The organism is Billgrantia antri (genome assembly GCF_019430905.1).
GTDB classification, from domain to species: Bacteria; Pseudomonadota; Gammaproteobacteria; order Pseudomonadales; family Halomonadaceae; genus Halomonas; species Halomonas antri.
Genome location: NZ_JAHYCA010000005.1, coordinates 280,824 through 306,974, shown reverse-complemented (window position 1 = coordinate 306,974; position 26,151 = coordinate 280,824). Strand labels below are relative to the sequence as shown.

The window sequence follows — 26,151 nt, the reverse complement described above, 5'->3', positions numbered from 1 at the left end:
AAACTAAGCAGAAGAGGTGAATTTGTCATGAGTAATAAAGATCATCGCCTAGGGGTATCCGAGATCAACCTGGTGACCCGTCACCTTAAGCTGGAACCCAACGATGAGGTGGCGATCCGAGCGGCTGTCGCCGACATCGATCAGCTCTATGGGCTAGACGGCGTATCTTTTGACGAGAAAAAGTGGAGGCTTGATTTGGCCTATGACGCATCGAGAGTTTGCCTCGATTGCGTCGAGGATATCCTAATGAAACATGCTGTCGAGATCAGCCATGACTGGTGGACGCGCTTCAAGGAAGAGCATTACCGCTTCGTCGACCAGAATGTGAAGGATAATGCCAATCATGAGCCCTGGAGCTGCCATCAATCCCCGCCCGGCAGTGGGAAGAAAAAATAGCAAGGCAGAGTTGCCCCCGGCGGATCCCGTAGCCGATGAGGGAGAGAAAGGCGGCGACGGCAATCAGCACGAACAGAACGGAAGCGACAAGCGACAATCCGTGCAGGGCCCTTCTCTTGAACGCTCTGTGTTGGTAGATGAGCCAAACCACGCCATCAGCAACAGCGAGAATGCCAACGGTACAGCGAGAACCGCAGCCACACCCAGACCTCGGTTTGTTGCCGCTGCGTCGTAGGGCTTGCAGCGCTTGAAGTGACTGGTGGGGGCGTCATGACAGGCGCCGAAAAATCAGCCAGGCACCCAGGTACAATGGCATGCCTATCGCCACGAGAGCGAGTGCATGCGGCCACAGGATTTCCATGCCCACACCCTTGAGGAAGATACCCAGGGTGATCTCCAGATAGTGGCGCAGGGGGCTGGCCAGCGACAGCCGCTGAAGCAGTGGCGGCATGTTCTCCACCGGGACCACGGTGCCGGACAGGAACATCAGCGGGAACAGCCCGAAGAAGGCGAGCAGCAGCGCCTGCTGCAGGGTCCGGGAGACGGCCGCCACCAGGACGCCGAGCGCGATGGCGCTGAACAGAAACAGCGCGGTCAGGGCGAGGAACAGCGGCAGGCTGCCTCTGACCGGCACGCCGAACCAGCCGACCAGCGCCAGGCTGGGGAGTACGGCGACCAGGCCGATCAGCAGGGTGGGCACGGTCTTGGCGATGAACAGTTCGCCACGGCGAATGGGGGTGACCATGAGCTGCTCGATGGTGCCAACCTCCTTCTCGCGAACGATGGAGGCGGCGGGATGGACGACACCGGTCATCAACCCCGCCAGGGCGATCATCGCCAGCACCGTGAAGTTGACGTTGGTCTGGTCCGGGTTGTACCAGGTGCGCAGCTGCGCGGTTACCGTCGCGCGCGGTCGCTCGTCGAGTGTGCCCTGGCGCATCCGGAAGGCCTCTACCGTCTGCAGCGCATATCCCCGGGCAACGGCCGCCGTATTGGCGTTGCTGCCATCGACCAGGAACTGCAGAGCCTGACCACCGCCGCGGTAGAGTTCGCGCTCGAAATCGACGGGGATGATCAGTACCGCCTGTGCTTTGCCCCGCTCCAGGTACGGTTTGGCCGCCGCAACATCACGCAGGTGCGCCGCCAGGCGGAAGTTGCCGCCTGCGATGAAGTCATCGACCAGGCGGCGGCTGGCCGGGCTCCCGTCGGCATCGACCACTGCCAGCGGCAGGTCGCGCATCTCCATGCCCAGGGCGTAGGCGCAGATCACCACTTCGATGGTGTAAAGCCAGAAGATCAGGAACAGCACCACGGGATCGCGGAAGAACTGGATCAGCTCCTTGTGCAACAGGCTGCGCAGTCGCATCAGGCCACCTTCTTCTTCAGCCGCCAGACCGCCAAGGCGAAGACCAGCAGTGTGTAGACGGCGACAATGGCGATGCTCGGCCACAGGACCTCGAGTCCGACCCCCTTGAGTACCACGCCACGGGAGATGTCGACGAAATAGCGTCCCGGAAAGGCCAGGGTGTAGAGCTGTACCACATAGGGCATGGTGAAGATCGGAAACAGCATGCCCGAGAACAGCAAGGAGGGCATCAGGGTCACGATCAGCACGGCCAGCAGGGCGACCAGTTGGGTATGGGTCACGGCCGACACCAGCAGGCCGATCCCCAGGGTACAGAGCACGTATAGCAGCGATATCGCCAGCAGGAACGCGACGCTGCCCCGGAACGGCACGCCGAACCAGAGAAAGCCGACGCCGATCACCATCGCCATCTGCACGAAGGCGATGATCGCGTAGGGCATCAGCTTGCCGGCGAGAAACTCGACGGAGGAGAGAGGCGAGGCATAGATCTGCGCAATGGTGCCGGACTCCTTCTCCCGCACCAGGGCGAGCGCGGTGAGCAGAGGCGGGAAGGCCATCAGGATCACCGCATAGAGGCCGGGCACCACGGTGTGCACGCTGCTGAGCGAGGGGTTGTACCAGACGCGGGTTTCCAGGTGCAGGGCCGACGATGGCGCTGCATGGCCAAAGCTGCCGGTGATGGCCAGTGCATGACCGCCGACCAGCGTCGCCGTGGCTGAATAGATGCCGTCCACCAGCAGTTGGACCGGGCTCGGCTCGTGGCGGGCGAGGGCGCGTTCGAAGCCCGGGGGAATCACCAGCGCCAAGCGGATCTCGCCGTGCTGCAGGGCACGTTCCATTGCCTGCGGGTCACTCAATTCGCGCTCCAACCGGAAGGTCTCGCTCGCCGTGAACGCCTCGCTGAGCTGTCGGCTGGTGGGCGTACGGTCCTGATCCAGTACCCCCATCGGGATATCGTCGACATCGAGCGTGATCGCATAGCCGAACAGCAGCAGCATGACCAGCGGCATGATCAGCGCGACGCCGACGGTGATCGGGTCGCGCAGCACCTCTTTCGCCTCCTTGGTCGCCACGGCGGCGATGCGCTTGGGGTTCATGACGCCAGCTCCCGCTGCGTGCGCTCGAGATGGCCGAGGAAGACCGCTTCCATGCCGGCGTCGGCCGGCAGCCGCAGCGCCTGACGCAGCTGCTCGAGGGTGCCAAGGGCGACCAGACGCCCCTGGTGCATCAACCCCAGGCGGTGGCAATAGCTCGCCTCTTCCAGATAGTGGGTGGTAACGAACACCGTCATGCCGCCGCTGGCCAGGGTCTGGATCAGCTGCCAGAAGCGCTGGCGGTTGAGCGGATCGACGCCGGAGGTGGGCTCGTCCAGAAACAGCACCGCCGGGCCGTGCAGGATGCTGCAGGCCAGCGCCAGGCGCTGGCGTACCGCCGCCGACAGCTCGCTGACGCGGCGCGTCTCCATCCCGGTCAGGGCCGTCATGCCGCTGGCCCATTCGATCGCCTGGCGTCGGCGCATGCCGCCAAGGCCGTAGGCCCCGGCGAAGAAGCGCAGGTTCTCGGCCACGGTGAGATCCGGGTAGAGCGAGAAGCGCTGCGACATGTAGCCGATGCGGCCGCGCAGGGCCTGTGCCTGGGCGGTCACCGAGAGGCCGGCGACGAAGGCCTCGCCGTCGCTGGGCATCAGCAGACCGCAGAAGACCCGGATCAGGGTGGTCTTGCCGGCGCCGTTGGGGCCCAGCCAGCCGATCACCTCGCCCGGCGACACACTGACCGAGACCCGGTCGACGGCGGTGAAGTCGCCGAACCGCACGCTGAGCCGCTCCGCTCGTACCTCGCCACCCTGCGTCTCCGTGACGGCCGGTGTCACCGGCGGCGGCGCAGCCGGCGCCTGTGCTGTGCTCAGTGCGATGAAGGCCTCTTCCAGCCCCGGCGCGGCGGAAGCCAGGGTGGCGAGCCCGCGTAGCCGCGCCAGGATGGCCGGCGGCAGGTCGGCACCGGCATGCAGCTGGATGCGCAACCTGTCCGCCAACCACTGCAGGTTCAGCACCTCGGGGACGTCGCGCAGGATGGCCTGCACGGCGGCGCTCATGGCGGTCCGCACGTCGTAGATCCGCCCCTGGACCCGGGCACGCAACTGCGCCGGGCTGTCCACCGCCAGCACCCAGCCCTGGTCGAGAAAGGCGAGTCGATCGCAGTATTCCGCTTCGTCCATGTAGGGGGTGCTCACGACGACGGTACTGCCATCGTCCCGGTAGCGCCGCAGCAGTCGCCACAGATCGCGGCGCGATACCGGGTCGACGCCGAGGCTGAGCTCGTCGAGTAGCAGCAGGGGCGGGGCATGGATCAGGTTGGCGCACAGCGACAGCTTCTTGCGCATGCCGCCGGAGAGCTTGCCGGCCGGGCGGTCGAGAACGTCCTGCAGCCCGGCCATGGCGAGCAGCTCCCGGCTGCGACGACGGAAACCGTCGGGGGCGACGTCGCGGATACGGGCGGCGAACTGCAGGTTCTCGAGGACGCTGAGCCGGTCGTAGAGCGTGAACTCCTGTGACATGTAGCCAACCCGGGCATTCACCTCGGCCGCCTGGCGCACCGTGTCGAAGCCGAGTACCTCCGCTTGCCCCTCGCTGGGATCCAGGATCGCCGCCAGCAGTTGCATGAGCGTGGTCTTGCCGGCGCCGTCCGGGCCCAGCAGCCCGAAGATTTCGCCCTGCCGGACGTCCAGCTCGACCCCCGTGAGCACCTGCCGACTGGCGAAGCGTCGCCCCAGCCCGGTCGTGCGGATCGCCGCGGTCATGGTGGCACGACCAGGGTGTCGGGCCACGGCGCCTCGTCCTGCCAGCGGATCCAGGCATCTGCCGGCATGCCCGGCTTGAGAGTGCCGTCGGGGTTGGCGAGCCGCAGGGTCACCCCGAAGACGGTGCGCGCCCGCTCGTCGGGAAGATGGACATCGCGGGGGGTGAACTGGGCGCGGTCGTCGACCGCGCTGACCTCGGCCTCGAAGTGGCGGTCCGGGAAGGCGTTGACCCGTATCCGGGCCGGGGCGCGGAGGCGGATCCGTCCCAGCGCCTGTTCGGCGACGTAGAGCTTCAGCCGGGGCCGGTCCAGATCGACCAGGATGCCCAGCGGCTGCCCGGGCACCACTACCTCACCAACCTCCACTGCCTTGACCAGCACGGTGGCGTCGATGGGGCTGCGCAGCACGGTCTTGTCGAGCTGGAACGCGAGCTGCGCCTGCTGTTGCTCGAGCGCCTGCAGGTTGGCGGCTGCCTCCGCAAGCTGTACCGTCAGCACCTCGACTTCGCCGGCCGCCTCGCGCCGGCGATCCTCGCTGCGCTCCAGTTGCTGCGCGGGGATCGTGCCGGTGCGACGCAGGGTTCGCGCGCGTTCCAGCTCGGTCTCGGCATTGCCGAGATGATGACGCGCCGTGTCGAGCAGGCGCTCGAACCGCACCACCGTTTGTTCCCCGGCGACCCGGCGCGCCTCGAGTTCGGCCTGTTGCAGACGAAGGAGGCGATCGTCCAGGCGCAACAGCACATCGTCCCTGGTGACGGCCCGACCCTCGGCCAGATGGCTCACCACTACGCGTCCGGGGATCTCGGCGGCCAGGCGAATCTCGGTGGCTTCGATACGGCCGCTGCCGTAGAGCAGGCCGGGCGGGAGCTCCGCCGGCCGCAGCGCCAGGAAGCCTAGATACCCCCCAACGGCCAGCAGCATGACTGCTACGATCGTCCACAGCGAGTGTCGCATTGCCGCTCCCATTGTCTCTACACCTCATCCTCCTTCATCTCGGGTGAGGTGTCGGCTGGAGAACGCTCCGGTGGCCAGTCCCGCTGACGGAATGACAAGTTCATGGCACCTTTTAGAGATCTCTGGAGCGGTTGGTCTGGTGAAAAAGGCGCATCGCTTCATGCTGCTCCAACTGCAGCAACTTACCGATCAACTCGCGTGTCTCGGGAATCTCGGCGCGCCCCTCGAGATAGCGATAGAAATCAATGACTTGATTGTGTAAGTCGAAAACTTCCTGACAGATCTCATCGAAGCTCATTTCCGCATAGGGTGCACTGCACGACTGGTGCGGCTTAATGGGCTGGTAGGAAATGTAGTCATAGAGCCAGGTATTCAACGCCTTCGGATCGGCCTGCTTCTCGAAGGCGGCGACGACCTTTTCCAGTACCGCCTCGTGGTCCGCCAGATAGGTCAGCAGCCACTTGGCACGTTCTTCATCCTGCTTCGTCGAGCAGTGCTTTAGGCACCGGGCCAGGTGTTCGTGCAGTGCGCGTGTCCACTCCACCACGTCTTGGAAGGTTGAAACGTACATGATTCGTTCTCTCTGTATGGAAGGCGCTTCTAAATCTGGCCCAAAGGCCAGGCAGAATCCGAAGCAGGCGAGTTGGCAGGCAGGCTCGCTCAATATCGGGCATGCCTTTCGCTTGCGGGTTGATTAAAGGCGGATACGCTGGGTGAGAAGATAGAGGGCCACACTAGGCAGGCTTGGGGGATGTCGCGGTATGTTGAGGTCAAGCCCTAGAATGAGGGGGAAAGTCTCTACGGTGGCGACGGAGATTGCATTGCCGTTTTCGACTTGTTGGCGATCGTTACGCGCCATTCCTTGAGACAGGGTGAGTTTATCATGGCCATGGTGGCAAGACGGCTCTCCACCGCGCCACGCCTCGGTAGCCATGGAGACGGCTTCCATCACCGCGTGATCGGCGGCCAACGCTCCGAGCCCGTCGCCATCGGCAAGTGCTGAGTTGCCGAGCAATACCGCCAATAATACGATCAGCAGGGTTCCTGCTCGCCTTGTGTGGGTGCGGGGTGCTTCCAAGATTAGGCGGTTAGGGTGCATGGCGTATGGGTACCTGACGCCGAGAGATAAATTCAACATAGCTCACTGTGAGCATATGCCGTTTGATCGATATCAAATAATGAGGGTGCGACCGACAAGTATGACGCTTGTTGCTTGGCTACGAGCGGCGTGGAACACTAGCAAAAGTCGTCATCAAGTGCCGCCCCCTATCTGTTCTGGAGCCTGGTTATGGTGGGAGAACGACAACTCAGCGGCAAGTCGAACCGGCTAGTGGCGCTCCCGGAGTTCAATGTGGCGTTGTTTGCGTTTCTGTTGAACTATCCTTGGGAATTCCTGCAAGTACCGTTCTACGTCACCATGTCGGAGATGGCGCATTGGGATGCTGTTCTCTTCTGCACCCGGGCGACTCTGGGCGATATGCTCATTACCTTGGTGGCTTTTGGGGTCGTGGCGGGGATCCGCCGACATCGACACTGGCTGCTTCGCCCCGATGCGCGGACTACTTTGGGCTTCGTCGCTGTGGGTATCGCGATTACGGTAGGTTTGGAGTGGTATGCCACCGAGCTTCAGCAGCGTTGGCAATATGCTGAGGGAATGCCCACGCTGCCGCTACTAGGGACCGGGTTGGCTCCTCTGTTGCAATGGCTGCTCCTGCCGCCACTGATCCTGTGGTTGGCACGCCGACAGATGCTTGGAGAGCGCTATCTACAATGTGCCGGTTAGTAGGGCGATCCGGATGACTGGGTAGGGGAGTTACCGAATCATTCCTCTGACGTAGTACCTTGTCTTCCGAAAAGCGGTAGGGAGAGGCAGAAGGTCGAGGTGCCATTCTGCGAACTGACCGCGACGTCTCCACCATGAGCCTGGATGATCGAGCGAGTGATGGCGAGCCCCAGCCCAGCACCCTCACCATGGTGGCTGCGGATGTTGTCGGCGCGATGGAAGCGCTCGAACAGCCGTGGGAGCTGGTCGGGGGGGATGGTGTCGCCAGTGTTGCGTACCGTGAGTAGGGCCACATCGGCACGCGGTTCGATCTCGATTGCAATGTTGCCACCGGCGGGGGTGTGGCGGAGCGCATTGGAAAGCAGGTTGGCGACAGCCCGGCGTAGCATCAGGCGGTCGCCGGTAACGGTAGCTGAACCGGTGGCCTGCATCTCGACCTGCTTCTCTTCGGCAAGGGCTTCGTAGAATTCCAGCAGGGCGGCCACCTCCTGCTGCAGGTGAACCGACTCGGCAGGATTGGGCAGAAGCCCGTGGTCGGCCTTGGCCAGGAACAGCATGTCGGCAATCATTCGGGCCAGACGCTCCAGCTCCTCCAGGTTGGAATGCAGGATATCCCGATATTCCTCTGCGCTGCGTGGCCGGGACAGCACGACCTGAGTCTCGGTGAGCAGGTTCGACACCGGGGTGCGTAGCTCATGGGCGATGTCCGCCGAGAACTCGCTGAGCCGTTGAAAGTCGGCCTCGAGCCTGTTCAGCATACCGTTGAACGCGTTGGCCAGCTTGAGCATTTCCGGAGGCGTGGCTTGCAGATCGAGCCGTTCACCCAGGCGTTCGGCGGAAAGCCGGCTGGCGGTGGCAGTGATCCGCTTGAGTGGAGCCAGGCCTTGGCGGGCGACTAGCCAGCCGAACAAGGCTGTCAGCAGGGCGGCCAGCGCAATGCCTGTCCAGAGATACCGACGGATGTCTTCGAGAAAGTGCGCATGGTGCGTGATATCCAGCCCCAGCAGGACGTGTACGGGAGCAGGTACGGGTAGGGGGAGGTGTAATTGGACTTCATGTCCAATGAATTCATAGCCCGCCACGCTCCAGCGGGCGCTAGGTGAGCTAACGTCACCATTCTTCACGGGCGCGAGAAATTCCGGCTGGTAAGCGTATAGTACTTGCCCTTCTTCATCGTGGATGGAGACCGACAGCGTGGCATGGCTCGTCAGCACGTCATCGAGATACCGGGGCAGCGCATCCAGTGCGTCGGGGCTATCGACCCGGTCGAGCAGGTTGTCGATCATATTCAGCTTTGCTGTCAATTCCATCTGATCGATATCGTCGAAGTGGCCCCGAATCAGGTGCTCGAGCGAGAGCCCAAGCAGCAGCAGCAGGCCTGCTACCAGCAGCGAGAAGAGTGTGGCGAGTCGAGTCGTCAGGGAGAGCGGAAAGAGAGTCATTGGCTATTCCCTGACTCCAGTACGTATCCCATGCCGCGTACGGTCCGGATCAGCTTGTCGGGATAGGGGCCATCGACCTTGGCGCGCAGCCGCCTGACGGCAACGTCGATGACGTTGGTATCGCTGTCGAAGTTCATGTCCCACACCTGTGAGGCGATCAGTGAGCGAGGCAGGACTTCTCCTTGGCGGCGAATCAAGAGCTCGAGGAGAGCGAATTCCTTGGCGGTGAGCTCGATACGCTCGCCGGCTCGTGTGACTCGCCGTCGCAGCAGATCGAGCTCAAGGTCGGCGGCGCGGAACACTTCCGGCTCGCGTGCCTTGCCGCGCCGAAGCAATGAGCGGATCCGTGCCAGCAGCTCCGAGAAGGCGAACGGTTTGATCAGATAGTCGTCGGCCCCAAGCTCGAGCCCGCGCACCCGGTCGTCGACGTCGTCCCGGGCCGTCAGAAAGAGCACAGGTACGTCCTGTCCGGATCGGCGCACCATCTGCAGAATGCTCCAGCCGTCCAGTCCCGGCAGCATCACGTCGAGAAGCAATAGGTCATAGTCTTCGTTCTGGGCCAGGTGCAGTCCATCCAGGCCATCACGCGCCAGATCGACGACAAAACCGGCTTCTCGCAGCCCCTGCGCCAGATAGTCACCGGTTTTTGGCTCATCCTCTACGATCAATATCTTCATAAAGCCTCCGTCCTGCTCCGGTCGAAAATGACAAAAATGTCATTTTCGAGTCAGCTTCCTGTCCTCTACGGCTACGTACTATGCCCACATGAATAAGCAACAAGGGAGGTGAGTAGGCAGGGTCGTTACTCTATCACGCCTGCAGTTTGTGGTAATAGTCCTGTTGGCTGGAAAGTAGTTCTAGCAAAGTTTTCCATTAAAAGTGAGGTGCGTCATGTTTAAGAAAATTGCTCTTGCCGCTGCCGTTATCAGCATGTTCTCAGTGCCAGCCTTTGCCAATTTTGGTGCGGCAAATGGGAATGTTCTCCAGGAGGGTAGTACAGCCAGTACGATCATTAACTCTGGGCAATCTCATGATTATCAGATAAATCTGGATCAGCCAGCAACGGTCAGGATCGCAAGCAGCCACTTTCCGGGTACGCATTCCATACTGCCGATGAAAGCCAAGTTGGTCGATGCTCAGGGTAACACGGTGAAGGAGGTGACATCTTCCGGAAGCGACTTTGAAATTAAAGAAGCTTTGTCGGCTGGCCAGTATCGTTTGGTCGTGTCAGGGAGTTCAGCTCCCGGCGGGGATAGCTGGGACGTTCATCGCTATAGCTTGCATGTCGCTTTTCAATAATCTGGTGACAGAACATTGAAAAATATGACTGGCCGGCGCGAGTCGGTCAGTTGGGTAAACAATGTCGAGTAATTTGATTAACGCTTGGCAAAACATAATGGAGCGTTGTTCTTGCAGCAGCGCTCTGGCGAGCGCGGGGTGGCTCATGGGAATTCGATTACCAATGGTGCTCGCAGTGATGCTGAGCACAGCGTTTTTGTTGCCTCCCCCGGCGTTGTCGGGGCCGGTATTGTCGCTCAGTGAAGCGGAGCGACTTGCCCGTAGCAATGATCCTGCCGCGCTGCGCTATCAGGAGTTGGCTGAGGCTCGCCGCGAGGCAGCCATCTCAGCCAGCCAGCTCCCCGACCCGTCGCTGATCATGGAAGTCATGGACGTGGCCCGGGATGGTTTTTCTCTCGAAGACGACACCATGACCCAACTTCGCGTTGGAGTAAGACAGATGTTTCCCCGAGGCGACAGCCGCCGACTGGCCAGTGAGCGCGAATCGGCCATGGCCCAGGCAGAAGCGGCGCGTAGCAGCAATGCGGAACGGGTTGCCGTACGTGCCGTGCGGCGTGCGTATCTGATGCTCTTCGAACAGCGCGCCATCCTCGACGTGCTGGAGAAGAGCCAACCCTTGTTCGAGGACTTGCATGACATCACCGAACGCGAGTTCGCTTCGGGTTTCGCCGACCAGCAGGACCTGCTGCGCGCCGAGCTGGAGCTGAGCCGACTGCATGACCGCGTATTAAGTGTCCAGGCGCTGGAATCGGCGGCCCTGGCTCAGCTTGCCCGCTGGGTTGGCCAGGAAGCCGTCTCGCGCCCCTTGCCCCTCGACCTGCCCGAGCTGGCCGAACCGACAGGAACGTTGCTGGCACATCCACTGCTGAGTGCCGAACAGGCCGTTATCGATGCTGGCATCCATGACGTCGAGCTGGCGCGTCAAGGCTACAAGCCGCAGTGGACGCTCGAGCTGACCTACGGTACGCCAACGGAGCGGGGCATGGGCATGCCGGATCGCATGTCGGCGATGGTCATGGTCGACCTCCCGCTCTTTACACGCCAGCGCCAGGATCGTGATCTATCGGCCAGCGTGCATCGACGTGAGGCCGCACAGTATGCCTGGGATGAGCAGGCCCGCGAGCTGCAGCGCCAACTGGGGGAGACTCAAGCCAGGTGGCAGCAACTGAACGAACGTGAGCGTCGTTATGCGGAGCATCTCCTCCCGCAGGCCCGTGAGAACGCCGAAGCCGCCGAACATGGATATCGCAACCGTACGACAGATTTCAATTCGCTCGTGCGCGCTCGCCTCACTGAGTTGGAAACGCGCATTGAGGCAGTGCGCATCGGCACGCAGCGTCGCCTTGAGCAGGTGGATCTGCTCTATGTGTTAGGAGAAAACGCATGAAGACATTGGCGGTCATCGCCCTGCTTGGTATGGGGGCGGCAGCGGGAGCCGCTGCCATGAACTACTGGCAGGATTCGTCGACGCATGGCATTGCCGCGGCTGAAGCGTCCAGCGAAGGGCGCGAAATCCTCTATTATCGCCATCCTCATAACCCTTCGGTCACGTCTCCCGAGCCGCGTAAGGACGAAATGGGCATGGACTTCATAGCGATCTACGCGGGCGGCGCTGACGCGGCGACCCCCGGTACGGTTAGCATCAGCCCAGCGGTACAGCAGAACATGAACGTGCGCATCGGCTCGGTAGCGCGCGGTGACCTGGTTCGGCAGATCGAGACGGTGGGCTTCGTCGACTACGACGAGTCGAGCCTGAGTCACGTGCACCTGCGCACCCAGGGCTGGATCGAGGACCTCAGCGTACGTACCACGGGCGAGCGGGTCGAGGCGGGCCAACTGCTGTTCCGTGTCTACTCTCCGGAACTCGTCAATGCCCAGGAAGAGCTGTTGCACATCGTGCGACGAGGCGGTAACGCCGCGCCGGCGCGTGAGCGCCTGAGAGCGTTGGGCGTCGGCGCCGCCGAGATAACCGAGATCGAGCGAGCGGGCGAGCCGCGCCGGTTGGTGTCGGTGTGGGCCGACCAGGGCGGTGTCGTGGAGGCCCTCAACGTACGCGAGGGTATGTTTGTCACGCCGGGTACCGAGGTCATGACCATAGCCGATCTCTCGCGTGTGTGGGTCATCGCCGATCTGTTCGAGCACCAAGTGGATGCCGTAGCGCGCGGCGATGCCGCCCAGGTGCAACTGCCCTTTCGCCCCGGTGAGCTCTTGACGGGCAGGGTCGACTACATCTATCCGAGCCTGAGCAGCCCGACCCGAACCGTGCAGGTGCGCCTTGCCTTCGACAACCCTGGAGAGCGGCTGAAGCCGGGCATGTACGCGGATGTCTACCTGGCGCCACGCCCGCTGCAGGGAGTGCTGTACCTGCCCGCCGAGGCCGTGATTCGCACCGGCAGGCAGGATCGCGTCATCCAGGCGCTGGGCGAAGGGCGCTTCCAGGCCCGCGAAGTGCAGGTTGGACGTCGTGCCAACGGCGACCTCGAGATCATCGAAGGCCTCAAGGAGGGAGAGCGTGTCGTACTCTCCGGCCACTTCCTACTCGACTCCGAGGCGGCAGCCAGCGCCGAGCTCGGCCGCATGAACGAAGCGGCGGAGGAGGGCACCGGCGAGGAGGTCTGGGCCTCCGGCCGCCTGCTCGCCATCGATGCCGAGTCCCGCCAGCTGCATGTCGACCACGCGCCGATTCCGCAGCTCGGCTGGCCCGCCATGAGCATGGACTTTGCCGCGGCCGACGACCTCGAACTCGATGGGCTGCGCGACGATATGGCGATGCGCTTCCGCATGCGTGAGCGAGAGGAATTCGTCTATGAGATCACCGCCATCGAACCCCTGGCTCACGACCACTGAGGAGTCGCAACATGATCGAAAGGATCATCGAGTGGTCGTTGCAGAATCGTCTGCTGGTGCTCTTGGCGACTGCCATCTTCGTTGTCTGGGGAGTTTTCATGGGCCGACAGATGCCCTTGGATGCGATCCCGGACCTGTCCGACGTCCAGGTGATCGTCAAGACCAGCTATCCAGGCCAGGCACCCCAGGTGATTGAGGATCAGGTGACCTACCCGCTGTCGACGGCGATGCTGGCCGTGCCCAAGGCGAGGGACGTCCGTGGTTTCTCCATGTTCGGCGACTCCTATGTCTACGTGCTGTTCGAGGACGGCACCGACCCCTACTGGGCCCGCTCCCGCGTGCTGGAGTACCTGAGCCAGGTGGCACCCAGCATGCCGGAGGGCGCACAGCCTGCCCTGGGGCCCGATGCGACGGGAGTTGGCTGGGTCTACCAGTACGCCCTGGTCGACCGCAGCGGAGAGCTCGACCTGGCGGACCTGCGCTCGCTGCAGGATTGGTTCCTCAAGTACGAGCTGCAATCCGTGGCCGGGGTCTCCGAGGTCGCCACGCTGGGCGGAATGGTCAGGCAGTACCAGGTGGTGTTGGACCCCAATCGGGCGCGAGCCTACGGTTTGACCCTGGCGGGGATTCGCTCCGCCATCTCGGGGGCGAACCGTGAAGCGGGCGGTTCCGTGATCGAGATGAGCGAAGCGGAGTATATGGTCCGTTCGCGGGGGTATCTGACCGGCATCGAGGAACTCAGTCTGGTGCCCGTCGGCCTGGGCAACGACGGCACGCCGGTGTTGCTCGAAGACGTGGCCGAGATCCGCGTCGGCCCCGCGGCCCGGCGCGGCATCGCTGAGCTGAATGGCGAGGGAGAAGTCGTGGGTGCCTTGGTCGTCATGCGCCATGGCGAGAATGCGCTGGCCACCATCGAGCGCGTGAAGGCGCGCCTTGATGAGCTGCGCGCGAGCCTGCCGCAAGGCGTCGAGATCGTGGAGACCTACGATCGTTCGGTACTGATCCAGGAGTCCGTGGACAACCTGACGGTCAAGCTGCTGCAGGAATTTGCGATCATCGCGCTGGTCTGTGTCGTCTTCCTGCTGCACTTTCGCTCGGCCCTGGTGGCCATCGTGGCCTTGCCGATTGGCATCCTGGCGGCATTGATGATCATGCAGGCCAAGGGCATCAACGCCAATATCATGTCGCTCGGGGGCATCGCCGTGACGATCGGTGCCATGGTGGATGCCGCCATCGTCATGGTGGAGAACCTGCACAAGCGGCTGGAAAAGGCGCCGCCGGGCGAGGACCGCTGGCACACCGTGGCCGAGGCGGCCAAGGAGACGGGCCGGCCGATCTTCTTCGCGCTGCTGATCATCGTGGCCAGCTTCCTGCCCCTTTTCACCTTGCAAGGCCAGGAAGGGCGCATGTTTTCCCCGCTCGCCTTTACCGGTACCTATGCCATGGCGGCAGCGGCCGGGCTGGGTATCACCCTGGTGCCGGTGCTGATGGGCTACCTGGTGCGTGGGCGGATTCGCCCCGAAGCCGCGCATCCGCTCAGCCGCATGTTGATTGCCATCTACCGACCGGGGCTGGATGCGCTGTTGCGCTACCCCTGGGCAACCGTCGTGGCCGCCATACTTCTGGCCGCCAGCGTGATCTATCCGGCCGGTAAGCTGGGCAGCGAGTTCATGCCTCAACTGGACGAAGGCGATCTCATGTACATGCCGTCGCTGGAGCCCGGTGTCTCTATCGGAAAAGTGCGTGAATTCGTGCAGCAGACGAACCGCCTGATCATGTCGGTGCCGGAGGTCGAACGCGTCTTCGGCAAGGCGGGGCGCGCCGACACCGCGACCGACCCGGCGCCGATCGGCATGCTGGAGACCGTTATCCGTTTCAAGCCTCGTGACCAGTGGCGCGAGGGGATGACCAAGGACGACATCATCCGCGAGCTGGACGAGACGGTCAGCTTTCCGGGGGTAGCGAACGTCTGGGTACCGCCGATCAAGACACGCATCGACATGCTCTCGACCGGCATTCGCTCGCCGGTAGGCATCAAGGTGGCCGGCTCCGATCTGGGGGAGATCGAACGCATCGGTCGCGAGATTGAACGGGTGCTGCAGAATGTGCCGGGTACGGCATCGGCTTATGCTGATCGCACTGCGGGCGGGCGTTACGTCGAAGTGGATATCGACCGACGTGCCGCCGCACGCCATGGCGTCAATGTCAGTGACTTGCAGGCCATCATCCAGACCGCAGTCGGGGGGATGAACGTCAGCGAAACCGTCGAGGGCCTCGAGCGCTATCCCATCAATTTGCGCTACCCCCAGGACTGGCGCGACTCTCTCGAGCGCTTGCGCGACCTGCCGGTGATCACCTCGACCGGGGCCTACCTGCCGCTTCAGGCGCTGGCGCAGGTCGATATCGTCGACGGACCCGCCATGATTCGAACGGAGAACGCCCGACTCAATGGCTGGGTGGTGGTCGACATCCGCGGGCGCGATATCGGCAGCTACGTGGACGAGGCGCGCCAGAAAGTGATGGAACAGGTCACGTTGCCGGCGGGGTATTCGGTGACCTGGTCAGGGCAGTACGAGTACATGGAGCGAGCCAAGGAGCGGCTTCAGTGGGTGGTTCCGGTGACCATCGTGCTGATCTTCCTGCTGCTCTACCTGTGTTTCCGCAATGCCGCCGAGACTTTCATGCTGATGGGATCGCTGCCTTTCGCCGCCGTCGGTGGCGTGTGGCTGCTGCACTGGCTGGCCTACGACGTCTCGGTGGCCGTAGCGGCAGGCTTCATCCTGCTGATCGGGCTGGCGGCGGAGTTCGCCGTGGTGATGCTGATGTATGTCAAAGGGGCGGTGGAGCAGCGCCAGCCTCGCTCTCGTGGTGAGCTACGCGAAGCAATTATCGAAGGTGCCGTCATGCGCGTGCGCCCCAAGGCCATGACGTCACTGACAGTCGTGCTGGGTCTGAGCCCGCTGCTGCTGGATTCCGGCCCCGGCTCCGAGGCCATGCAGCGGATTGCTACCCCTGTCGTTGGCGGCATGATCTCCGCTCCACTGGTATCGCTGCTGCTCATTCCCGTTCTCTATTGGCTCTGGCAACGCAGGCGGTTTCCCGAAACCGTTCCACACAAAGCCGAGCGCACTGACATGACTCTTGAAGGAAGCCACTAAGATGAAAAACTTCATGCGGTATACGACCGTCGCAACGAGCCTGCTCCTGGCCGGGCTGGCCGTCGCGAGCGATGAACATGGGCATGGCGACATGGCGATGAATGGGCAGCAGGTGATGCGCACAGCGGAGGGCGTCGGTACGGTACAGTCGGTGGCCGATGATGGCGCCAGCGTCACGTTGGCTCATGAGCCTATTGCCGAGCTGCGCTGGCCGGCCATGACCATGGCGATCGCCTTGGCGGACCCAGTGCTGGCCGGGCAGGTCAAGGTGGAGGATCGGGTACGCTTCGTGCTGCGCCAGGTTGGCGAGACCGCTTACGAGATCGTCTCGCTCGAGGCCGTCGACTGAGTCGTCGCTGCGCATGCCTCGGTAGCGTCAGCAAGAAAGCCGCACCGCTCTCCGGGGAGAGCGGTGCGGCTCATTCAGGCAACGACCCGACCAGACCCAGCGCCACACAGAGGCGCACCAGCTCGGCGAGACTACCGGCACCCAATTCCTTCATCGCTCGCAGCCGATAGACTTCAACGGTCTTGGCACTGACGTCGAGCCGCGCTGCGATTTCCCGGCTGGTCAGGCCCTCGGCGACGAGTACCACTATTTCACGTTCCTTGGGACGCAGAGCGTCATAACGCTCGCGCAGGGCATCGAGCCGCTCGCGTATCGCCCGCTGGTGCTGATGCTCGGCCAGTGCTTGCTGTACGGCGTCGATCAGTTGCTGGTGATTGAACGGCTTCTCGATGAAATCGAAGGCGCCGGATTTGAGCGCGGCGACGGCCATGGGCACGTCGCCGTGGCCGGTCATGAAGATCACCGGCACGGTGGTGCCGTGCTCGTTGAGCCGTTGCTGCACCTGCAGGCCGGAGAGCCCCGGCATGCGTACGTCCAGCAGCACGGCGTCGAAGGCGTCCGGATTGGCGGCGAGGAACGCCTCGCCATCGGCGAAGGCGCGGGTAGCCAGACCCACGGAGTCGAGCAGCCAGGCCAGCGAGTCGCGCAGTGCCTCGTCGTCGTCGACCACGGCGATACAAGGAGGGGTAGGCTTGGTCACGGCTGGCTCCGGGGCGGTACGCGGCGATGGGCCGGTGGCGGTTCGGTTGGCAGTGTACCCGCAAAGGTGGCGCCCTCGGAACCGTTGGCCAGTTCCAGGCTGCCGCCCATGGCTTCCATCAACGAGCGGCTGATGGCGAGCCCCATGCCCAGTCCCTCGGGGCGGCTTGAGTGGAAGGGAGCGAAGATCGCCTGAGCCTCAGCCTCGCTGACGCCAGGCCCCTGGTCGTTGACGCTGAAGGTCACTTCGCGGGGCCCGCTCTGGTGAGCGCGAACCGCCACCCGTGCCGCTCCGGGGTGCTCGCGGCTCGCCTCCAGCGCGTTGAGCAATAAATTGACCAGCACCTGCTCCAAGGCAATGGGATCGGCCAAAACGCGCGGCAATGCTTCCGGCAGCTCGTGCTCGAGACCAATGCCTGCCTGCTGGTACTGCCATTCGCACAGGCGGCAGGCGGCGTCGACCGCGTCGAGCAGCACGACCGGGCGCGGCCGGGTCTGCCCCTTGCGCACGAAGGCGCGAATGTGGCGCAGGCGCTCTCCGAGCCGCTGCACCTGCTCGTCGATGCGTGTGAGCGGTAGGGTCAGGTCTCTGGCGGGGCGTTCCGGGTCGGCCGCGAGCTGCATCAGCGCCCCGCTGGCATAGTTGCCGATGGCACCCAGCGGCTGGTTGAGTTCATGAGCGATATTGGAGGCCAGCTCACCGGTCGTCGCCAGGCGGTTGGCGTGGGCGATCTGCTCCTGGTGGCGCCGGGCCTGGGCCTCGGCGGCCTTGCGCAGGCCGATGTCGCGGTTGAGCAGCGAAAGGTGGTCGGGTTCGGCCCCCGGGCCGCGGTGGGCCAGTACCACGCTGAGCACCGGTACCGCCCCCCGGGGCCCTGGCATCTCCAGCTCGCCGCTCCAGGAGCCGTAGCGGGCCACGGCGGGCAACACGATCTCGCGCAGAATGGTCAGTGACGCCGGCGTATAGGCCCGCTCGAGCCCAGCATCGAGCCCTTCGCGCGGCAGGCCCAGCAGCCTTCTGGCCGCCTCGTTGGAGTAGAACAGCCGCTCGTCGCCATCGCAGAACAGCACGTAGTCGGTGGTCGATTCCACCACTCTGGCCAGGCGCTCGCGGTTGGCCTCGGCATGAATGCGTCGACCCACGTCGCGCGACACACAGAGCACGTCGATCAGCTCGCCGCTGGCCGGGTCGCGGCGCGTGCGGCTGGTGGTTTCGAACCACACGTAGCGGCCGCTCTTGGCGCGGAAGCGGTAGGTCTGCTGGTAGAAGCCGTCGTGGTAGTAGACCCGCGGAGACTTGTTGAGCAGGTCGGCAAGATCGGACGGGTGGAACAGGTCGTAGGCCGAGACGCCGATCAGTTCCTCCGGTTCGTAGCCGAGCAGTTCGCGGGCGGCCTGGGAGGCATAGAGAAAGGTGCCGTCGCGGGCATGGCGCGAGATCAGGTCGGTTGTACTCTCGGCCAGCCACTGATAGTGGCGCTTCTCCTCGTCGAGCTCGGCGATCCTCGTTTCAAACTCTTTTTCTCTTAGCTCAAGCGCGGCATTGCGGGCCTCGAGCTCGGCCAGGCGTGCGCGCAGCGCCTCGATCTCGCTTGCCATCAGCGCGCCGGATCCACCCGGCCGCCCAGCGAGGCGTTGCGCCGGAACCAGCCGGCGATGCTGGCCCGTGGCAGGCGGGTCGGCAGCACCTCGTGGGGCACGTTTTCGGAGAGAAAGCAGGCGAAGTTGCCGGCTTCGGGACGCACCCGGGCCACTTCCCGCTCAGGATCGTCGGTGGCAAAGATCGCCATCTCGCCGCCGCCATCCGTCGGCCAGTCGGGATTGAGGTAACCCACCGTGGAGACGACCCGGTTGGCGCGACCGCGAAAGCTGTCCAGATGCTTCTTGTAGAAGGCTCCGGGCGGGTAGTGGGCGAAGTGGGCCTCGTATTCGAATAGCCCCAGGTACAGCGCCTGGTTCAGCTCGTTCTGCAGCTCGCCCATGGCTTCGAGATAGCGGCGCTGGGCCAGGCTTTCACGGTCGAGCCAGCGGATGGCATCGCCGCGGATGTCGCGGCGCAGCTGGTGCTCGTCGCCGCGACCGATGCCGGCGGCGGCCAGGATATCGTGATCGGCCATCTCCGAAAGCTCCCGGTACAGGTCGTGGCACAGCTCCGGGTCGAGAAAGCCTTCGCCGATGTACCAGCCCTGTTCCACCAGGGCGTCGACCAACTGAGGCAGGGCGCTGGCCGCAAAGGCCGGTCGGGTGAGCAGCGACATGGACGAGGCAGGACCTCCGGGGCAGGCTCTCAGGAAAGGCGCGTCTCGGTTTTCGAGCTGCGCAGCAGGCGTTCGGGAAAATAGCATAGCCGACCGTGTGGTGGCTCATCGAACAGGCTGATAGGGCGCTCGAATCCTTCGGCCAGCAGCTCCACCAGCATCATTGCCGAGAGGCCCCAGATCACCTGACCCTGGGTATGGTAGCTGGGCACGTAGTGAGGGCGGCCGTTCACCGGAATCACGTCGGTGTGGTGGCGGCGATCCTCGAGGAAGAGCTCGAGCGGCACCTCGAAGATGGCATCCAGCTCGGTGGGATCGGGCACGAGCGGCAGGTCGGGCGGAATCAGGCCCACATAGGGCGTGACCAGGATGCCGTGCAGCGAGATCACGTCCGACAGGCGGCCGAGCAGCTCGACCCGCTCCGGCGGCAGGGCGATCTCCTCTTCGGACTCACGCAGGGCGGTGAACAGCAGGTCGCGGTCCTCCTCCTCGCGTTTGCCGCCGGGGAACGCTACCTGGCCGCTATGAGTTGTGAGATGGCCCGCCCGGCGGGTGAACAGCAGCGTCGGCTCGGGGCGGTCGACGATCGGCAACAACACCGCGGCCTGGGGCATGTCGAGGCGCAGGCGGCGCGGAGCGTGCGCTTGCAGGCGCTGGCGAAGATTCTCTAACATGGGGTTTCCATCGGCTTTGCTTCCTTCTACCCGGGGGCCTTCGCCGACGTCAAGCCTGCCAGGGAGACCCATGAACTTCTGCAGCCACTGCGGCCAACCCGTGCGCTTCGCGATCCCGGCAGGGGACGACCGGCCCAGGTACCTGTGCGACGCCTGCGGCTCGATCCACTATCAGAACCCGCGCATCGTGGCGGGCACTCTGCCGGTGAGCGGCTCGCGGATCCTGCTCTGCCGCCGGGCAATCTCACCGCGCAAGGGCTTCTGGACCCTGCCGGCGGGGTTCATGGAGAACGCCGAGACCACCATCGAGGCCGCTGCTCGTGAAACTCGCGAGGAGGCTTGCGCCGAGGTCGAAATCCATGGGCTCTATACCCTGATCAACCTGCCGCACATCAACCAGGTCTACATGATCTTTCGCGCCGACCTCGCCGGCAGCTTCTCCGCCGGCCCCGAGAGCCTGGAGGTGGCGCTGTTCGAGGAGCACGAGATCCCCTGGGACGAGTTGGCCTTTCCCACCATCGAGCGCACCCTGCGCCATTTCTATGCCGACCGCGGCGACGGCCACTATCCCCTGCATATCAGCGATATTACTGCCGAAGATCGCGAACGCTACTTTGGTTCGGCATGATCGTGGCTCGGCCTGATGGGCAATCGATGAGGGACGGGTAACATGGACAAGTTCGAGCTGAAGCTGGATCAGGCGGCGCGTGCGGCCTGGCTCTCCTACGTGGGGGGGCGGACCCAGGACGAGATCGCCACCCAGCTCGGGGTGTCGCGCCCCGGTGTGCAGCGGCTGTTGGCCCTGGCGCGTCAGGAGGGGCTGGTCAAGGTGCACATCGATCATCCGCTGGCCAATTGCATGGTCATGTCGGATAGCCTCCTCAAGCGCTTCGGACTCGAGTTCTGCGACGTGGTGCCGGCCGACCCGGAAGCCCTCGAGAGCAGCGCCCACTACCTGGCAGTGGCAGGGGCGGAGCGGCTGGCCCGGCTGATCGAGCGCTCCGAACCCTTGACCCTGTCCTTGGGCACCGGGCGCTCGGTGCGGGCTACGGTGGAGGCGCTCAGCCGCATCGAGCGACCCCAGCACCGCTTCGTCTCGCTGGTGGGCAACGTTGCCCGCGACGGATCCGCCAACCGCTACGACGGGGTGATGGTGCTGGCCGACAAGACCGGCGGCGAGCGCTTCCTGCTGCCAGCGCCGGTGGTGGCTGGCTCGGTGGAGGAGAAGGAGGCAATGCTCGGTCAGCGCCTGTTCCAGGCCATCGTCGAGGTCGCCAAGGATGCCGAGGCGGCCTACATCGGGGTAGGGCGCATCGATCGCCAGGCCACCCTGTTCCAAGATCACTTCATCAGTGAAGCCGAGCTCGACGAGTTGCTCTCGCGCAATGCCGTGGGCGAGTTGCTCGGCTGGCCCCTCGACCGCAACGGCGCCGTCATCGAGTGCTCGATCACTCGGCGCGTCACCAGTCTCCCGCTGACGATGTTTCGCAACCAGACCCTAGTTGCGCTTGCCGGCGGTCGCGACAAGGGACCTGCCCTCCTTGCCGCCTTGCGTGGCGGCTGGCTCAAGGGGCTCGTCACCGACGAGAACGCTGCTCGCTATATCCTTGAAAACGAAAGCTAGTCAGTCGCTTACCTCTTTATAGCCTAAAGTCTAAGGGGTTCGTCTTTGCCTTTTTGCTCTGCGTATTCGATCATTTGATCGATGAATGAGTAATTGTTCATAACAATATCCGGCTTCCAACAACAACGCCCCACGGGGCAAGCCCAGCACAGGAGCACGACATGAAGCTCGCTCACGCCTTTCCCCTGGCCGGCCTGGCCGTTGCCGTCGCCAGCGCGGCCCAGGCCGAGACCATCACCGTGGCCACCGTCAACAACAACGACATGGTCATCATGCAGAGCCTGACCGAGGCCTTCGAGGAGGCCCATCCGGATATCGAGGTCAACTGGGTAGTGCTCGAGGAGAACGTGCTGCGCCAGCGCCTGACCACCGACATCGCCACCGAAGGCGGCCAGTTCGACGTCATGACCATCGGTACCTACGAGGCGCCGATCTGGGCCGAGCGCGGCTGGCTGGTCGCCCTCGAGGATCTGCCCGAGGCGTACCGCGAGGACGACCTGCTCAAGCCGGTGCGCGACGGCCTGAGTCACGAGGGCAAACTCTACGCGCTGCCGTTCTATGCCGAGAGTTCGATGCTTTACTACCGCACCGACCTGTTCGAAGAGGCCGGCATCGAGATGCCCGAGCAGCCGAGCTGGGAGGAGGTACGAGACTGGGCGGCCGAACTGCACGACCCCGACAATGGGTTGGCCGGCATCTGTCTGCGTGGCAAGCCGGGCTGGGGCGAGAACATGGCTTTCGTCTCCACTCTGGTGAATACCTTCGGCGGGCGCTGGTTCGACGAGGAGTGGAACCCGGAGCTCGACTCCCAGGCCTGGCAGGAGGCGATCGGCTTCTACGTCGACCTGCTCGGCAACTATGGCCCGCCGGGGGCCAGTTCCAACGGCTTCAACGAGAACCTGGCGCTGTTCTCGCGCGGCAACTGCGCCATGTGGGTCGATGCCACCTCCGCTGCCGGCAAGCTCTACAATCCGGCCGAGTCGCAGGTCGCCGATCGCCTCGGCTTCGCGCCGGCGCCGGTGGCCGAGACGCCTAAGGGGGCGCACTGGCTGTGGTCGTGGGCATTGGCCATTCCCGCCTCCTCGGAGAAGCAGGACGCCGCCCAGGCCTTCCTGACCTGGGCCACGTCGCAGGAGTACATCGAACTGGTCGGCGAGAGCGAGGGCTGGACCAGCGTGCCGCCCGGCACGCGAGAGTCGACCTACGCCAACGAGAACTACCAGCGCGAGGCGCCGTTCGCCGGCTTCGTGCTCGACGCCATTAACAGCGCCGATCCTACCGACTCGACGCTGGAGCCGAGTCCCTATGTCGGCGTGCAGTTCGTCGGCATCCCCGAGTTCCAGTCGATAGGAACTCAGGTGGGCCAGACCATCGCGTCGGCGTTGACCGGCGATACCAGCGTCGAGCAGGCGCTGCAGACGGCCCAGCGCGCCACCGAGCGCACCATGCAACGTGCCGGGTATTGATCCGGCATTCGACTCGCCGCCGGGGAGTCCCTCGGCGGTCAATCCAACGTACGTGGTGATGTCATGAGCAAGACACGCGCCTCCGGGCGTACCGTCGGTGGCCTGCGCTCGCTGTCGCTACAGGCGCCCGCGGTCACGCTGCTGCTGCTGTGGATGCTGGTCCCGCTGGGCATGACCGTCTGGTTCTCGCTGCAGCGCTACAACCTGCTGATGCCCGGCATGGAGGGTTTCGCCGGCCTGGAGAATTACGAATTCCTGTTCACCGATCCGGCGCTGTGGCGGGCCATGGGCAATACCCTGCTGCTGGTGGGCTCGGTGCTGGTGATCACCGTGGTCGGCGGGGTGCTGCTGGCGGTGCTGTTCCAGCAGGAGTTTCCCGGCCGCGGTATTGCCCGGGTGCTGGCCATTTCGCCGTTCTTCGTCATGCCTACGGTCAGCGCACTGGTGTGGAAGAACATGATGATGCATCCCTCCAATGGGGTGCTGGCATGGTTAGCCGGCGTGTTCGGCCTGCCGGCGGTGGACTGGTTCTCGGCGCTGCCGCTGACCTCGATCATCATCATCGTAGCCTGGCAGTGGTTGCCGTTCGCGCTGCTGATCCTGCTCACCGCCATGCAGTCTCTCGACGAGGATCAGGTCGAGGCGGCACGCATGGACGGGGCGGGGCCGCTGTCCATCTTCTTCTACATCACGCTGCCGCACCTCAAGCGGGCCATCAGCGTGGTGATAATGATCGAGATGATCTTCCTGCTGACGATCTTCGCCGAGATCTATGTCACCACCTCCGGTGGGCCGGGGCTCGCCACCACCAACCTTGCCTTCCTGATCTACATCCAGGCATTGCTCGACTTCGACGTCGGCCTGGCCTCCGCGGGCGGGGTGGTCGCCATCATCCTGGCCAACATCGTCGCCATCTTCCTGGTCCGGCTGGTGGCCAGGAACCTGGAACATTGAGGCTAGGGAGGTACTCATGACCACTTACAAGACCAAGCAGGCCCTGCCGGCCGAAGGCCATCTGGCCAGTACTAACGCCGCCGGTGAGACGCGCGCCCGACACACGCCGCTGGTGCCCAGCGTCGGTGCACGGCGGGTCTGGCTGACGCTGCTTGGCTGGGGCATTGCGCTGATCATCTTCTTTCCCATCCTGTGGATGGTGCTGACCGGCTTCAAGAGCGAGGCCGAGGCGATCGCCGATCCCAGTCTGATCTTTACCCCGACGCTGGAGAGCTATGTCGCCGTGCAGGCGCGGGCGGACTACTTCAAGTTCGCCCTCAACAGCGTGGTGGTGGCCTTCGGCTCGACCCTGCTGGCGCTCGCCATTGCCATTCCCTCGGCCTATGCCATGGCCTTCCTGCCCACCAAGCGCACCAAGGGTACGCTGCTGTGGATGCTCTCCACCAAGATGCTGCCGCCGGTTGGTGTATTGGTGCCGATCTACCTGCTGTTCCGCGATTTCGGCCTGCTTGATACGCGTACCGGGCTGATCATCGTCTACACCCTGATGAACCTGCCGATCGTGGTGTGGATGCTCTACACCTTCTTCAAGGACCTGCCGCGGGACATTCTCGAAGCGGGGCGCATGGACGGTGCGAGCACCTTCCAGGAGGTGATCTATTTGCTGCTGCCACTGACTCTGCCGGGCATCGCCTCCACCGGGCTGCTGTCGGTCATCCTGAGCTGGAACGAGGCGTTCTGGAGTCTCAACCTGACCTCCTCCAGCGCCGCTCCGCTCACCGCTTACATCGCGTCGTTCTCGAGCCCCGAGGGGCTGTTCTGGGCCAAGCTCTCCGCGGCCTCCACCATGGCCATCGCCCCGATCCTGGTGTTCGGCTGGCTCACCCAGAAACAGATGGTACGCGGCCTCACCTTCGGCGCCGTCAAGTAACGAGGTATCCCATGGCAACGCTACAACTTCACAACATCGTCAAGCGCTTCGAAGGCACCGAGGTGATCAAGGGCGTCGACCTGGAGGTCAACGACCGCGAGTTCGTGGTCTTCGTCGGCCCCTCCGGTTGCGGCAAGTCGACCCTGCTGCGCATGATCGCCGGTCTCGAGAGTGCCACCAGCGGCGACATCATGATCGACGGCAAGCGCATCAACGAGGTCGGTCCCGCCGAGCGCGGCCTGGCGATGGTGTTCCAGAGCTATGCGCTTTACCCGCACATGACTGTCGAGGACAACATGGGCTTCAGCCTGAAGCTCGCCGGGGTGCCCAAGGAGGAGCGTCGGCGCAAGGTGCGCGAGGCGGCCGCGATCCTGCAGCTCGAGCCGCTGCTCGAACGCAAGCCCAAGGCGCTCTCGGGCGGGCAACGCCAGCGCGTGGCCATCGGCCGCGCCATCGTGCGCAATCCCAGCATCTTCCTGTTCGACGAGCCGCTCTCCAACCTCGATGCGGCGCTGCGGGTGCAGATGCGCATCGAGCTGGCGCGCCTGCACGAAGAGCTCGACGCCACCATGATCTACGTCACCCACGACCAGATCGAAGCCATGACCATGGCCGACAAGATCGTCGTGCTGCAGGGCGGCGTGGTCGAGCAGGTGGGCTCGCCAATGGAGCTCTATCACCATCCGCGCAACCGCTTCGTGGCCGGTTTCATCGGTTCGCCGAAGATGAACTTCCTGATGGTGGAGCGCGTCGACGCGGGGCCCGATGGCGTCGAGGTGCGTCTGCCCGACGGAGCGACCTGTACGGTGCCGGTCGACGGCAGTGCTCTGACCGATGATTCGCTGACGCTCGGTATCCGTCCCGAACACCTGCAGCTCGAGCCCGAAGGACCGCTCTCGGGGCGCATCGAGGTGATCGAGCGTCTCGGCGGGGTGACCTCGCTCTACGTGCGCATGCAGGACACCCTGGTTACCGTGAGCGCCGACGGTGGCGTCGAGAGCCGGGTCGGCGACACCCTGCGCTTCGGCTTCGATCGCGCCTGCGCCCATCTTTTCGATGCCGAGGACTTGGCTCTGCCCAGCCTGTCTCGCCATCCCCTGGCCGGGCTCAACCGCCAGGATCATCGCGCCCCGTCCGTGGCGGGCGGCCAATGAG

24 protein-coding genes are annotated in these 26,151 nt (G+C 64.0%); 13 read left to right on the top strand and 11 right to left on the bottom strand.

The window, feature by feature from the left end; genetic code table 11:
• Positions 1–27 precede the first annotated feature (27 nt).
• Entirely contained in the window at positions 28–396 is a 369-nt protein-coding gene (locus tag KPL81_RS15005; RefSeq protein ID WP_219792860.1) for a cation transporter, read from the top strand.
• A gap of 268 nt (positions 397–664) precedes the next feature.
• On the opposite strand, the gene KPL81_RS15000 is transcribed toward KPL81_RS15005, so the two are convergent.
• The 5 genes from KPL81_RS15000 to KPL81_RS14980 form a co-directional block, all read right to left on the bottom strand.
• On the bottom strand, positions 665–1,762 hold the full coding sequence (locus KPL81_RS15000) for an ABC transporter permease (protein WP_219792859.1): 1,098 nt from the start codon (positions 1,760–1,762) through the stop codon (positions 665–667).
• Positions 1,762–2,859, bottom strand: a complete 1,098-nt coding sequence (locus KPL81_RS14995; RefSeq protein WP_219792858.1) for an ABC transporter permease — start codon at positions 2,857–2,859, stop codon at positions 1,762–1,764. Before KPL81_RS14995 ends, KPL81_RS15000 begins: the two co-directional genes overlap by 1 nt.
• Entirely contained in the window at positions 2,856–4,586 is a 1,731-nt protein-coding gene (locus tag KPL81_RS14990) for an ATP-binding cassette domain-containing protein (RefSeq protein WP_209477269.1), read from the bottom strand. Before KPL81_RS14990 ends, KPL81_RS14995 begins: the two co-directional genes overlap by 4 nt.
• Positions 4,556–5,512 carry an HlyD family secretion protein gene (locus tag KPL81_RS14985; RefSeq protein WP_219792857.1) on the bottom strand — a complete coding sequence of 319 codons (957 nt, stop codon included), beginning with the start codon at positions 5,510–5,512 and terminating at the stop codon, positions 4,556–4,558. Before KPL81_RS14985 ends, KPL81_RS14990 begins: the two co-directional genes overlap by 31 nt.
• A gap of 112 nt (positions 5,513–5,624) precedes the next feature.
• A complete protein-coding gene (locus KPL81_RS14980) occupies positions 5,625–6,083 on the bottom strand; it encodes an ATPase (protein ID WP_219792856.1) in 459 nt (152 codons plus the stop codon).
• A gap of 717 nt (positions 6,084–6,800) precedes the next feature.
• Between KPL81_RS14980 and KPL81_RS14975 the strand changes: the two genes are divergently transcribed.
• Complete coding sequence (locus KPL81_RS14975; RefSeq protein WP_219792855.1) at positions 6,801–7,295, top strand: hypothetical protein; 495 nt, start codon at positions 6,801–6,803, stop codon at positions 7,293–7,295.
• 38 nt (positions 7,296–7,333) lie between these two features.
• Here the strand turns inward: KPL81_RS14975 and KPL81_RS14970 are convergent, their stop codons facing one another.
• Both KPL81_RS14970 and KPL81_RS14965 read right to left on the bottom strand, forming a co-directional pair.
• Positions 7,334–8,737, bottom strand: coding sequence for a heavy metal sensor histidine kinase (locus tag KPL81_RS14970; protein WP_219792854.1), 1,404 nt, complete (start codon positions 8,735–8,737; stop codon positions 7,334–7,336).
• Entirely contained in the window at positions 8,734–9,414 is a 681-nt protein-coding gene (locus tag KPL81_RS14965) for a heavy metal response regulator transcription factor (RefSeq protein ID WP_219792853.1), read from the bottom strand. The genes KPL81_RS14970 and KPL81_RS14965 overlap by 4 nt, the downstream gene beginning before the upstream one ends.
• A 214-nt stretch (positions 9,415–9,628) precedes the next feature.
• Between KPL81_RS14965 and KPL81_RS14960 the strand changes: the two genes are divergently transcribed.
• The 5 genes from KPL81_RS14960 to KPL81_RS14940 all read left to right on the top strand — a co-directional run bounded on the left by KPL81_RS14960 (position 9,629) and on the right by KPL81_RS14940 (position 16,390).
• Complete coding sequence (locus KPL81_RS14960; RefSeq protein ID WP_219792852.1) at positions 9,629–10,036, top strand: hypothetical protein; 408 nt, start codon at positions 9,629–9,631, stop codon at positions 10,034–10,036.
• Positions 10,037–10,214: 178 nt separating this feature from the next.
• Positions 10,215–11,423, top strand: a complete 1,209-nt coding sequence (locus tag KPL81_RS14955) for a TolC family protein (RefSeq protein WP_219792851.1) — start codon at positions 10,215–10,217, stop codon at positions 11,421–11,423.
• Positions 11,420–12,883, top strand: a complete 1,464-nt coding sequence (locus KPL81_RS14950) for an efflux RND transporter periplasmic adaptor subunit (RefSeq protein WP_219792850.1) — start codon at positions 11,420–11,422, stop codon at positions 12,881–12,883. Before KPL81_RS14955 ends, KPL81_RS14950 begins: the two co-directional genes overlap by 4 nt.
• An 11-nt stretch (positions 12,884–12,894) precedes the next feature.
• On the top strand, positions 12,895–16,041 hold the full coding sequence (locus KPL81_RS14945; RefSeq protein ID WP_219792849.1) for an efflux RND transporter permease subunit: 3,147 nt from the start codon (positions 12,895–12,897) through the stop codon (positions 16,039–16,041).
• Between the two features lie 13 nt (positions 16,042–16,054).
• Positions 16,055–16,390 carry a copper-binding protein gene (locus tag KPL81_RS14940; protein WP_209477288.1) on the top strand — a complete coding sequence of 112 codons (336 nt, stop codon included), beginning with the start codon at positions 16,055–16,057 and terminating at the stop codon, positions 16,388–16,390.
• A gap of 70 nt (positions 16,391–16,460) precedes the next feature.
• Here KPL81_RS14940 and KPL81_RS20855 read toward each other — a convergent pair whose 3' ends face one another.
• From KPL81_RS20855 to KPL81_RS14920, 4 genes are read right to left on the bottom strand one after another with little or no spacing between them, the layout of a single operon-like run.
• Complete coding sequence (locus KPL81_RS20855; RefSeq protein WP_219792848.1) at positions 16,461–17,090, bottom strand: response regulator transcription factor; 630 nt, start codon at positions 17,088–17,090, stop codon at positions 16,461–16,463.
• On the bottom strand, positions 17,087–18,688 hold the full coding sequence (locus tag KPL81_RS14930; RefSeq protein WP_219792847.1) for a PAS domain-containing sensor histidine kinase: 1,602 nt from the start codon (positions 18,686–18,688) through the stop codon (positions 17,087–17,089). Before KPL81_RS14930 ends, KPL81_RS20855 begins: the two co-directional genes overlap by 4 nt.
• Positions 18,688–19,347 carry a 2OG-Fe(II) oxygenase gene (locus KPL81_RS14925; RefSeq protein ID WP_209477306.1) on the bottom strand — a complete coding sequence of 220 codons (660 nt, stop codon included), beginning with the start codon at positions 19,345–19,347 and terminating at the stop codon, positions 18,688–18,690. The genes KPL81_RS14930 and KPL81_RS14925 overlap by 1 nt, the downstream gene beginning before the upstream one ends.
• A gap of 29 nt (positions 19,348–19,376) precedes the next feature.
• Positions 19,377–20,021 (bottom strand): CoA pyrophosphatase, encoded by a 645-nt coding sequence (locus tag KPL81_RS14920; protein ID WP_219792846.1) that lies wholly within the window; start codon positions 20,019–20,021, stop codon positions 19,377–19,379.
• A 70-nt stretch (positions 20,022–20,091) separates the two neighbouring features.
• Between KPL81_RS14920 and KPL81_RS14915 the strand changes: the two genes are divergently transcribed.
• The 6 genes from KPL81_RS14915 (at position 20,092) to KPL81_RS14890 (ending at position 26,150) form a co-directional block, all read left to right on the top strand.
• The gene (locus tag KPL81_RS14915) at positions 20,092–20,649 is read left to right on the top strand and encodes an NUDIX hydrolase (RefSeq protein WP_209477309.1); all 558 of its coding nucleotides are present in this window, start codon (positions 20,092–20,094) and stop codon (positions 20,647–20,649) included.
• Between the two features lie 42 nt (positions 20,650–20,691).
• Entirely contained in the window at positions 20,692–21,645 is a 954-nt protein-coding gene (locus tag KPL81_RS14910; protein WP_219792845.1) for a sugar-binding transcriptional regulator, read from the top strand.
• A 161-nt stretch (positions 21,646–21,806) separates the two neighbouring features.
• Positions 21,807–23,111, top strand: a complete 1,305-nt coding sequence (locus KPL81_RS14905; protein WP_219792844.1) for an ABC transporter substrate-binding protein — start codon at positions 21,807–21,809, stop codon at positions 23,109–23,111.
• 63 nt (positions 23,112–23,174) lie between these two features.
• Positions 23,175–24,065, top strand: a complete 891-nt coding sequence (locus KPL81_RS14900; protein WP_219792843.1) for a carbohydrate ABC transporter permease — start codon at positions 23,175–23,177, stop codon at positions 24,063–24,065.
• 16 nt (positions 24,066–24,081) lie between these two features.
• Positions 24,082–24,996, top strand: coding sequence for a carbohydrate ABC transporter permease (locus tag KPL81_RS14895; RefSeq protein ID WP_240549295.1), 915 nt, complete (start codon positions 24,082–24,084; stop codon positions 24,994–24,996).
• An 11-nt stretch (positions 24,997–25,007) separates the two neighbouring features.
• Complete coding sequence (locus KPL81_RS14890; RefSeq protein WP_209477316.1) at positions 25,008–26,150, top strand: ABC transporter ATP-binding protein; 1,143 nt, start codon at positions 25,008–25,010, stop codon at positions 26,148–26,150.
• Position 26,151: the final 1 nt, after the last annotated feature.

Bases quoted from the DNA above. Each gene is read 5' to 3' on its own strand.
- KPL81_RS15005 (WP_219792860.1), top strand. From the start codon at position 28: ATGAGTAATAAAGATCATCGCCTAGGGGTATCCGAGATCAACCTGGTG.
- KPL81_RS15000 (WP_219792859.1), bottom strand. From the start codon at position 1,762: ATGCGACTGCGCAGCCTGTTGCACAAGGAGCTGATCCAGTTCTTCCGC.
- KPL81_RS14995 (WP_219792858.1), bottom strand. From the start codon at position 2,859: ATGAACCCCAAGCGCATCGCCGCCGTGGCGACCAAGGAGGCGAAAGAG.
- KPL81_RS14985 (WP_219792857.1), bottom strand. From the start codon at position 5,512: ATGCGACACTCGCTGTGGACGATCGTAGCAGTCATGCTGCTGGCCGTT.
- KPL81_RS14980 (WP_219792856.1), bottom strand. From the start codon at position 6,083: ATGTACGTTTCAACCTTCCAAGACGTGGTGGAGTGGACACGCGCACTG.
- KPL81_RS14975 (WP_219792855.1), top strand. From the start codon at position 6,801: ATGGTGGGAGAACGACAACTCAGCGGCAAGTCGAACCGGCTAGTGGCG.
- KPL81_RS14970 (WP_219792854.1), bottom strand. From the start codon at position 8,737: ATGACTCTCTTTCCGCTCTCCCTGACGACTCGACTCGCCACACTCTTC.
- KPL81_RS14965 (WP_219792853.1), bottom strand. From the start codon at position 9,414: ATGAAGATATTGATCGTAGAGGATGAGCCAAAAACCGGTGACTATCTG.
- KPL81_RS14960 (WP_219792852.1), top strand. From the start codon at position 9,629: ATGTTTAAGAAAATTGCTCTTGCCGCTGCCGTTATCAGCATGTTCTCA.
- KPL81_RS14955 (WP_219792851.1), top strand. From the start codon at position 10,215: ATGCTGAGCACAGCGTTTTTGTTGCCTCCCCCGGCGTTGTCGGGGCCG.
- KPL81_RS14950 (WP_219792850.1), top strand. From the start codon at position 11,420: ATGAAGACATTGGCGGTCATCGCCCTGCTTGGTATGGGGGCGGCAGCG.
- KPL81_RS14945 (WP_219792849.1), top strand. From the start codon at position 12,895: ATGATCGAAAGGATCATCGAGTGGTCGTTGCAGAATCGTCTGCTGGTG.
- KPL81_RS14940 (WP_209477288.1), top strand. From the start codon at position 16,055: ATGCGGTATACGACCGTCGCAACGAGCCTGCTCCTGGCCGGGCTGGCC.
- KPL81_RS14930 (WP_219792847.1), bottom strand. From the start codon at position 18,688: ATGGCAAGCGAGATCGAGGCGCTGCGCGCACGCCTGGCCGAGCTCGAG.
- KPL81_RS14925 (WP_209477306.1), bottom strand. From the start codon at position 19,347: ATGTCGCTGCTCACCCGACCGGCCTTTGCGGCCAGCGCCCTGCCTCAG.
- KPL81_RS14920 (WP_219792846.1), bottom strand. From the start codon at position 20,021: ATGTTAGAGAATCTTCGCCAGCGCCTGCAAGCGCACGCTCCGCGCCGC.
- KPL81_RS14915 (WP_209477309.1), top strand. From the start codon at position 20,092: ATGAACTTCTGCAGCCACTGCGGCCAACCCGTGCGCTTCGCGATCCCG.
- KPL81_RS14910 (WP_219792845.1), top strand. From the start codon at position 20,692: ATGGACAAGTTCGAGCTGAAGCTGGATCAGGCGGCGCGTGCGGCCTGG.
- KPL81_RS14905 (WP_219792844.1), top strand. From the start codon at position 21,807: ATGAAGCTCGCTCACGCCTTTCCCCTGGCCGGCCTGGCCGTTGCCGTC.
- KPL81_RS14900 (WP_219792843.1), top strand. From the start codon at position 23,175: ATGAGCAAGACACGCGCCTCCGGGCGTACCGTCGGTGGCCTGCGCTCG.
- KPL81_RS14895 (WP_240549295.1), top strand. From the start codon at position 24,082: ATGACCACTTACAAGACCAAGCAGGCCCTGCCGGCCGAAGGCCATCTG.
- KPL81_RS14890 (WP_209477316.1), top strand. From the start codon at position 25,008: ATGGCAACGCTACAACTTCACAACATCGTCAAGCGCTTCGAAGGCACC.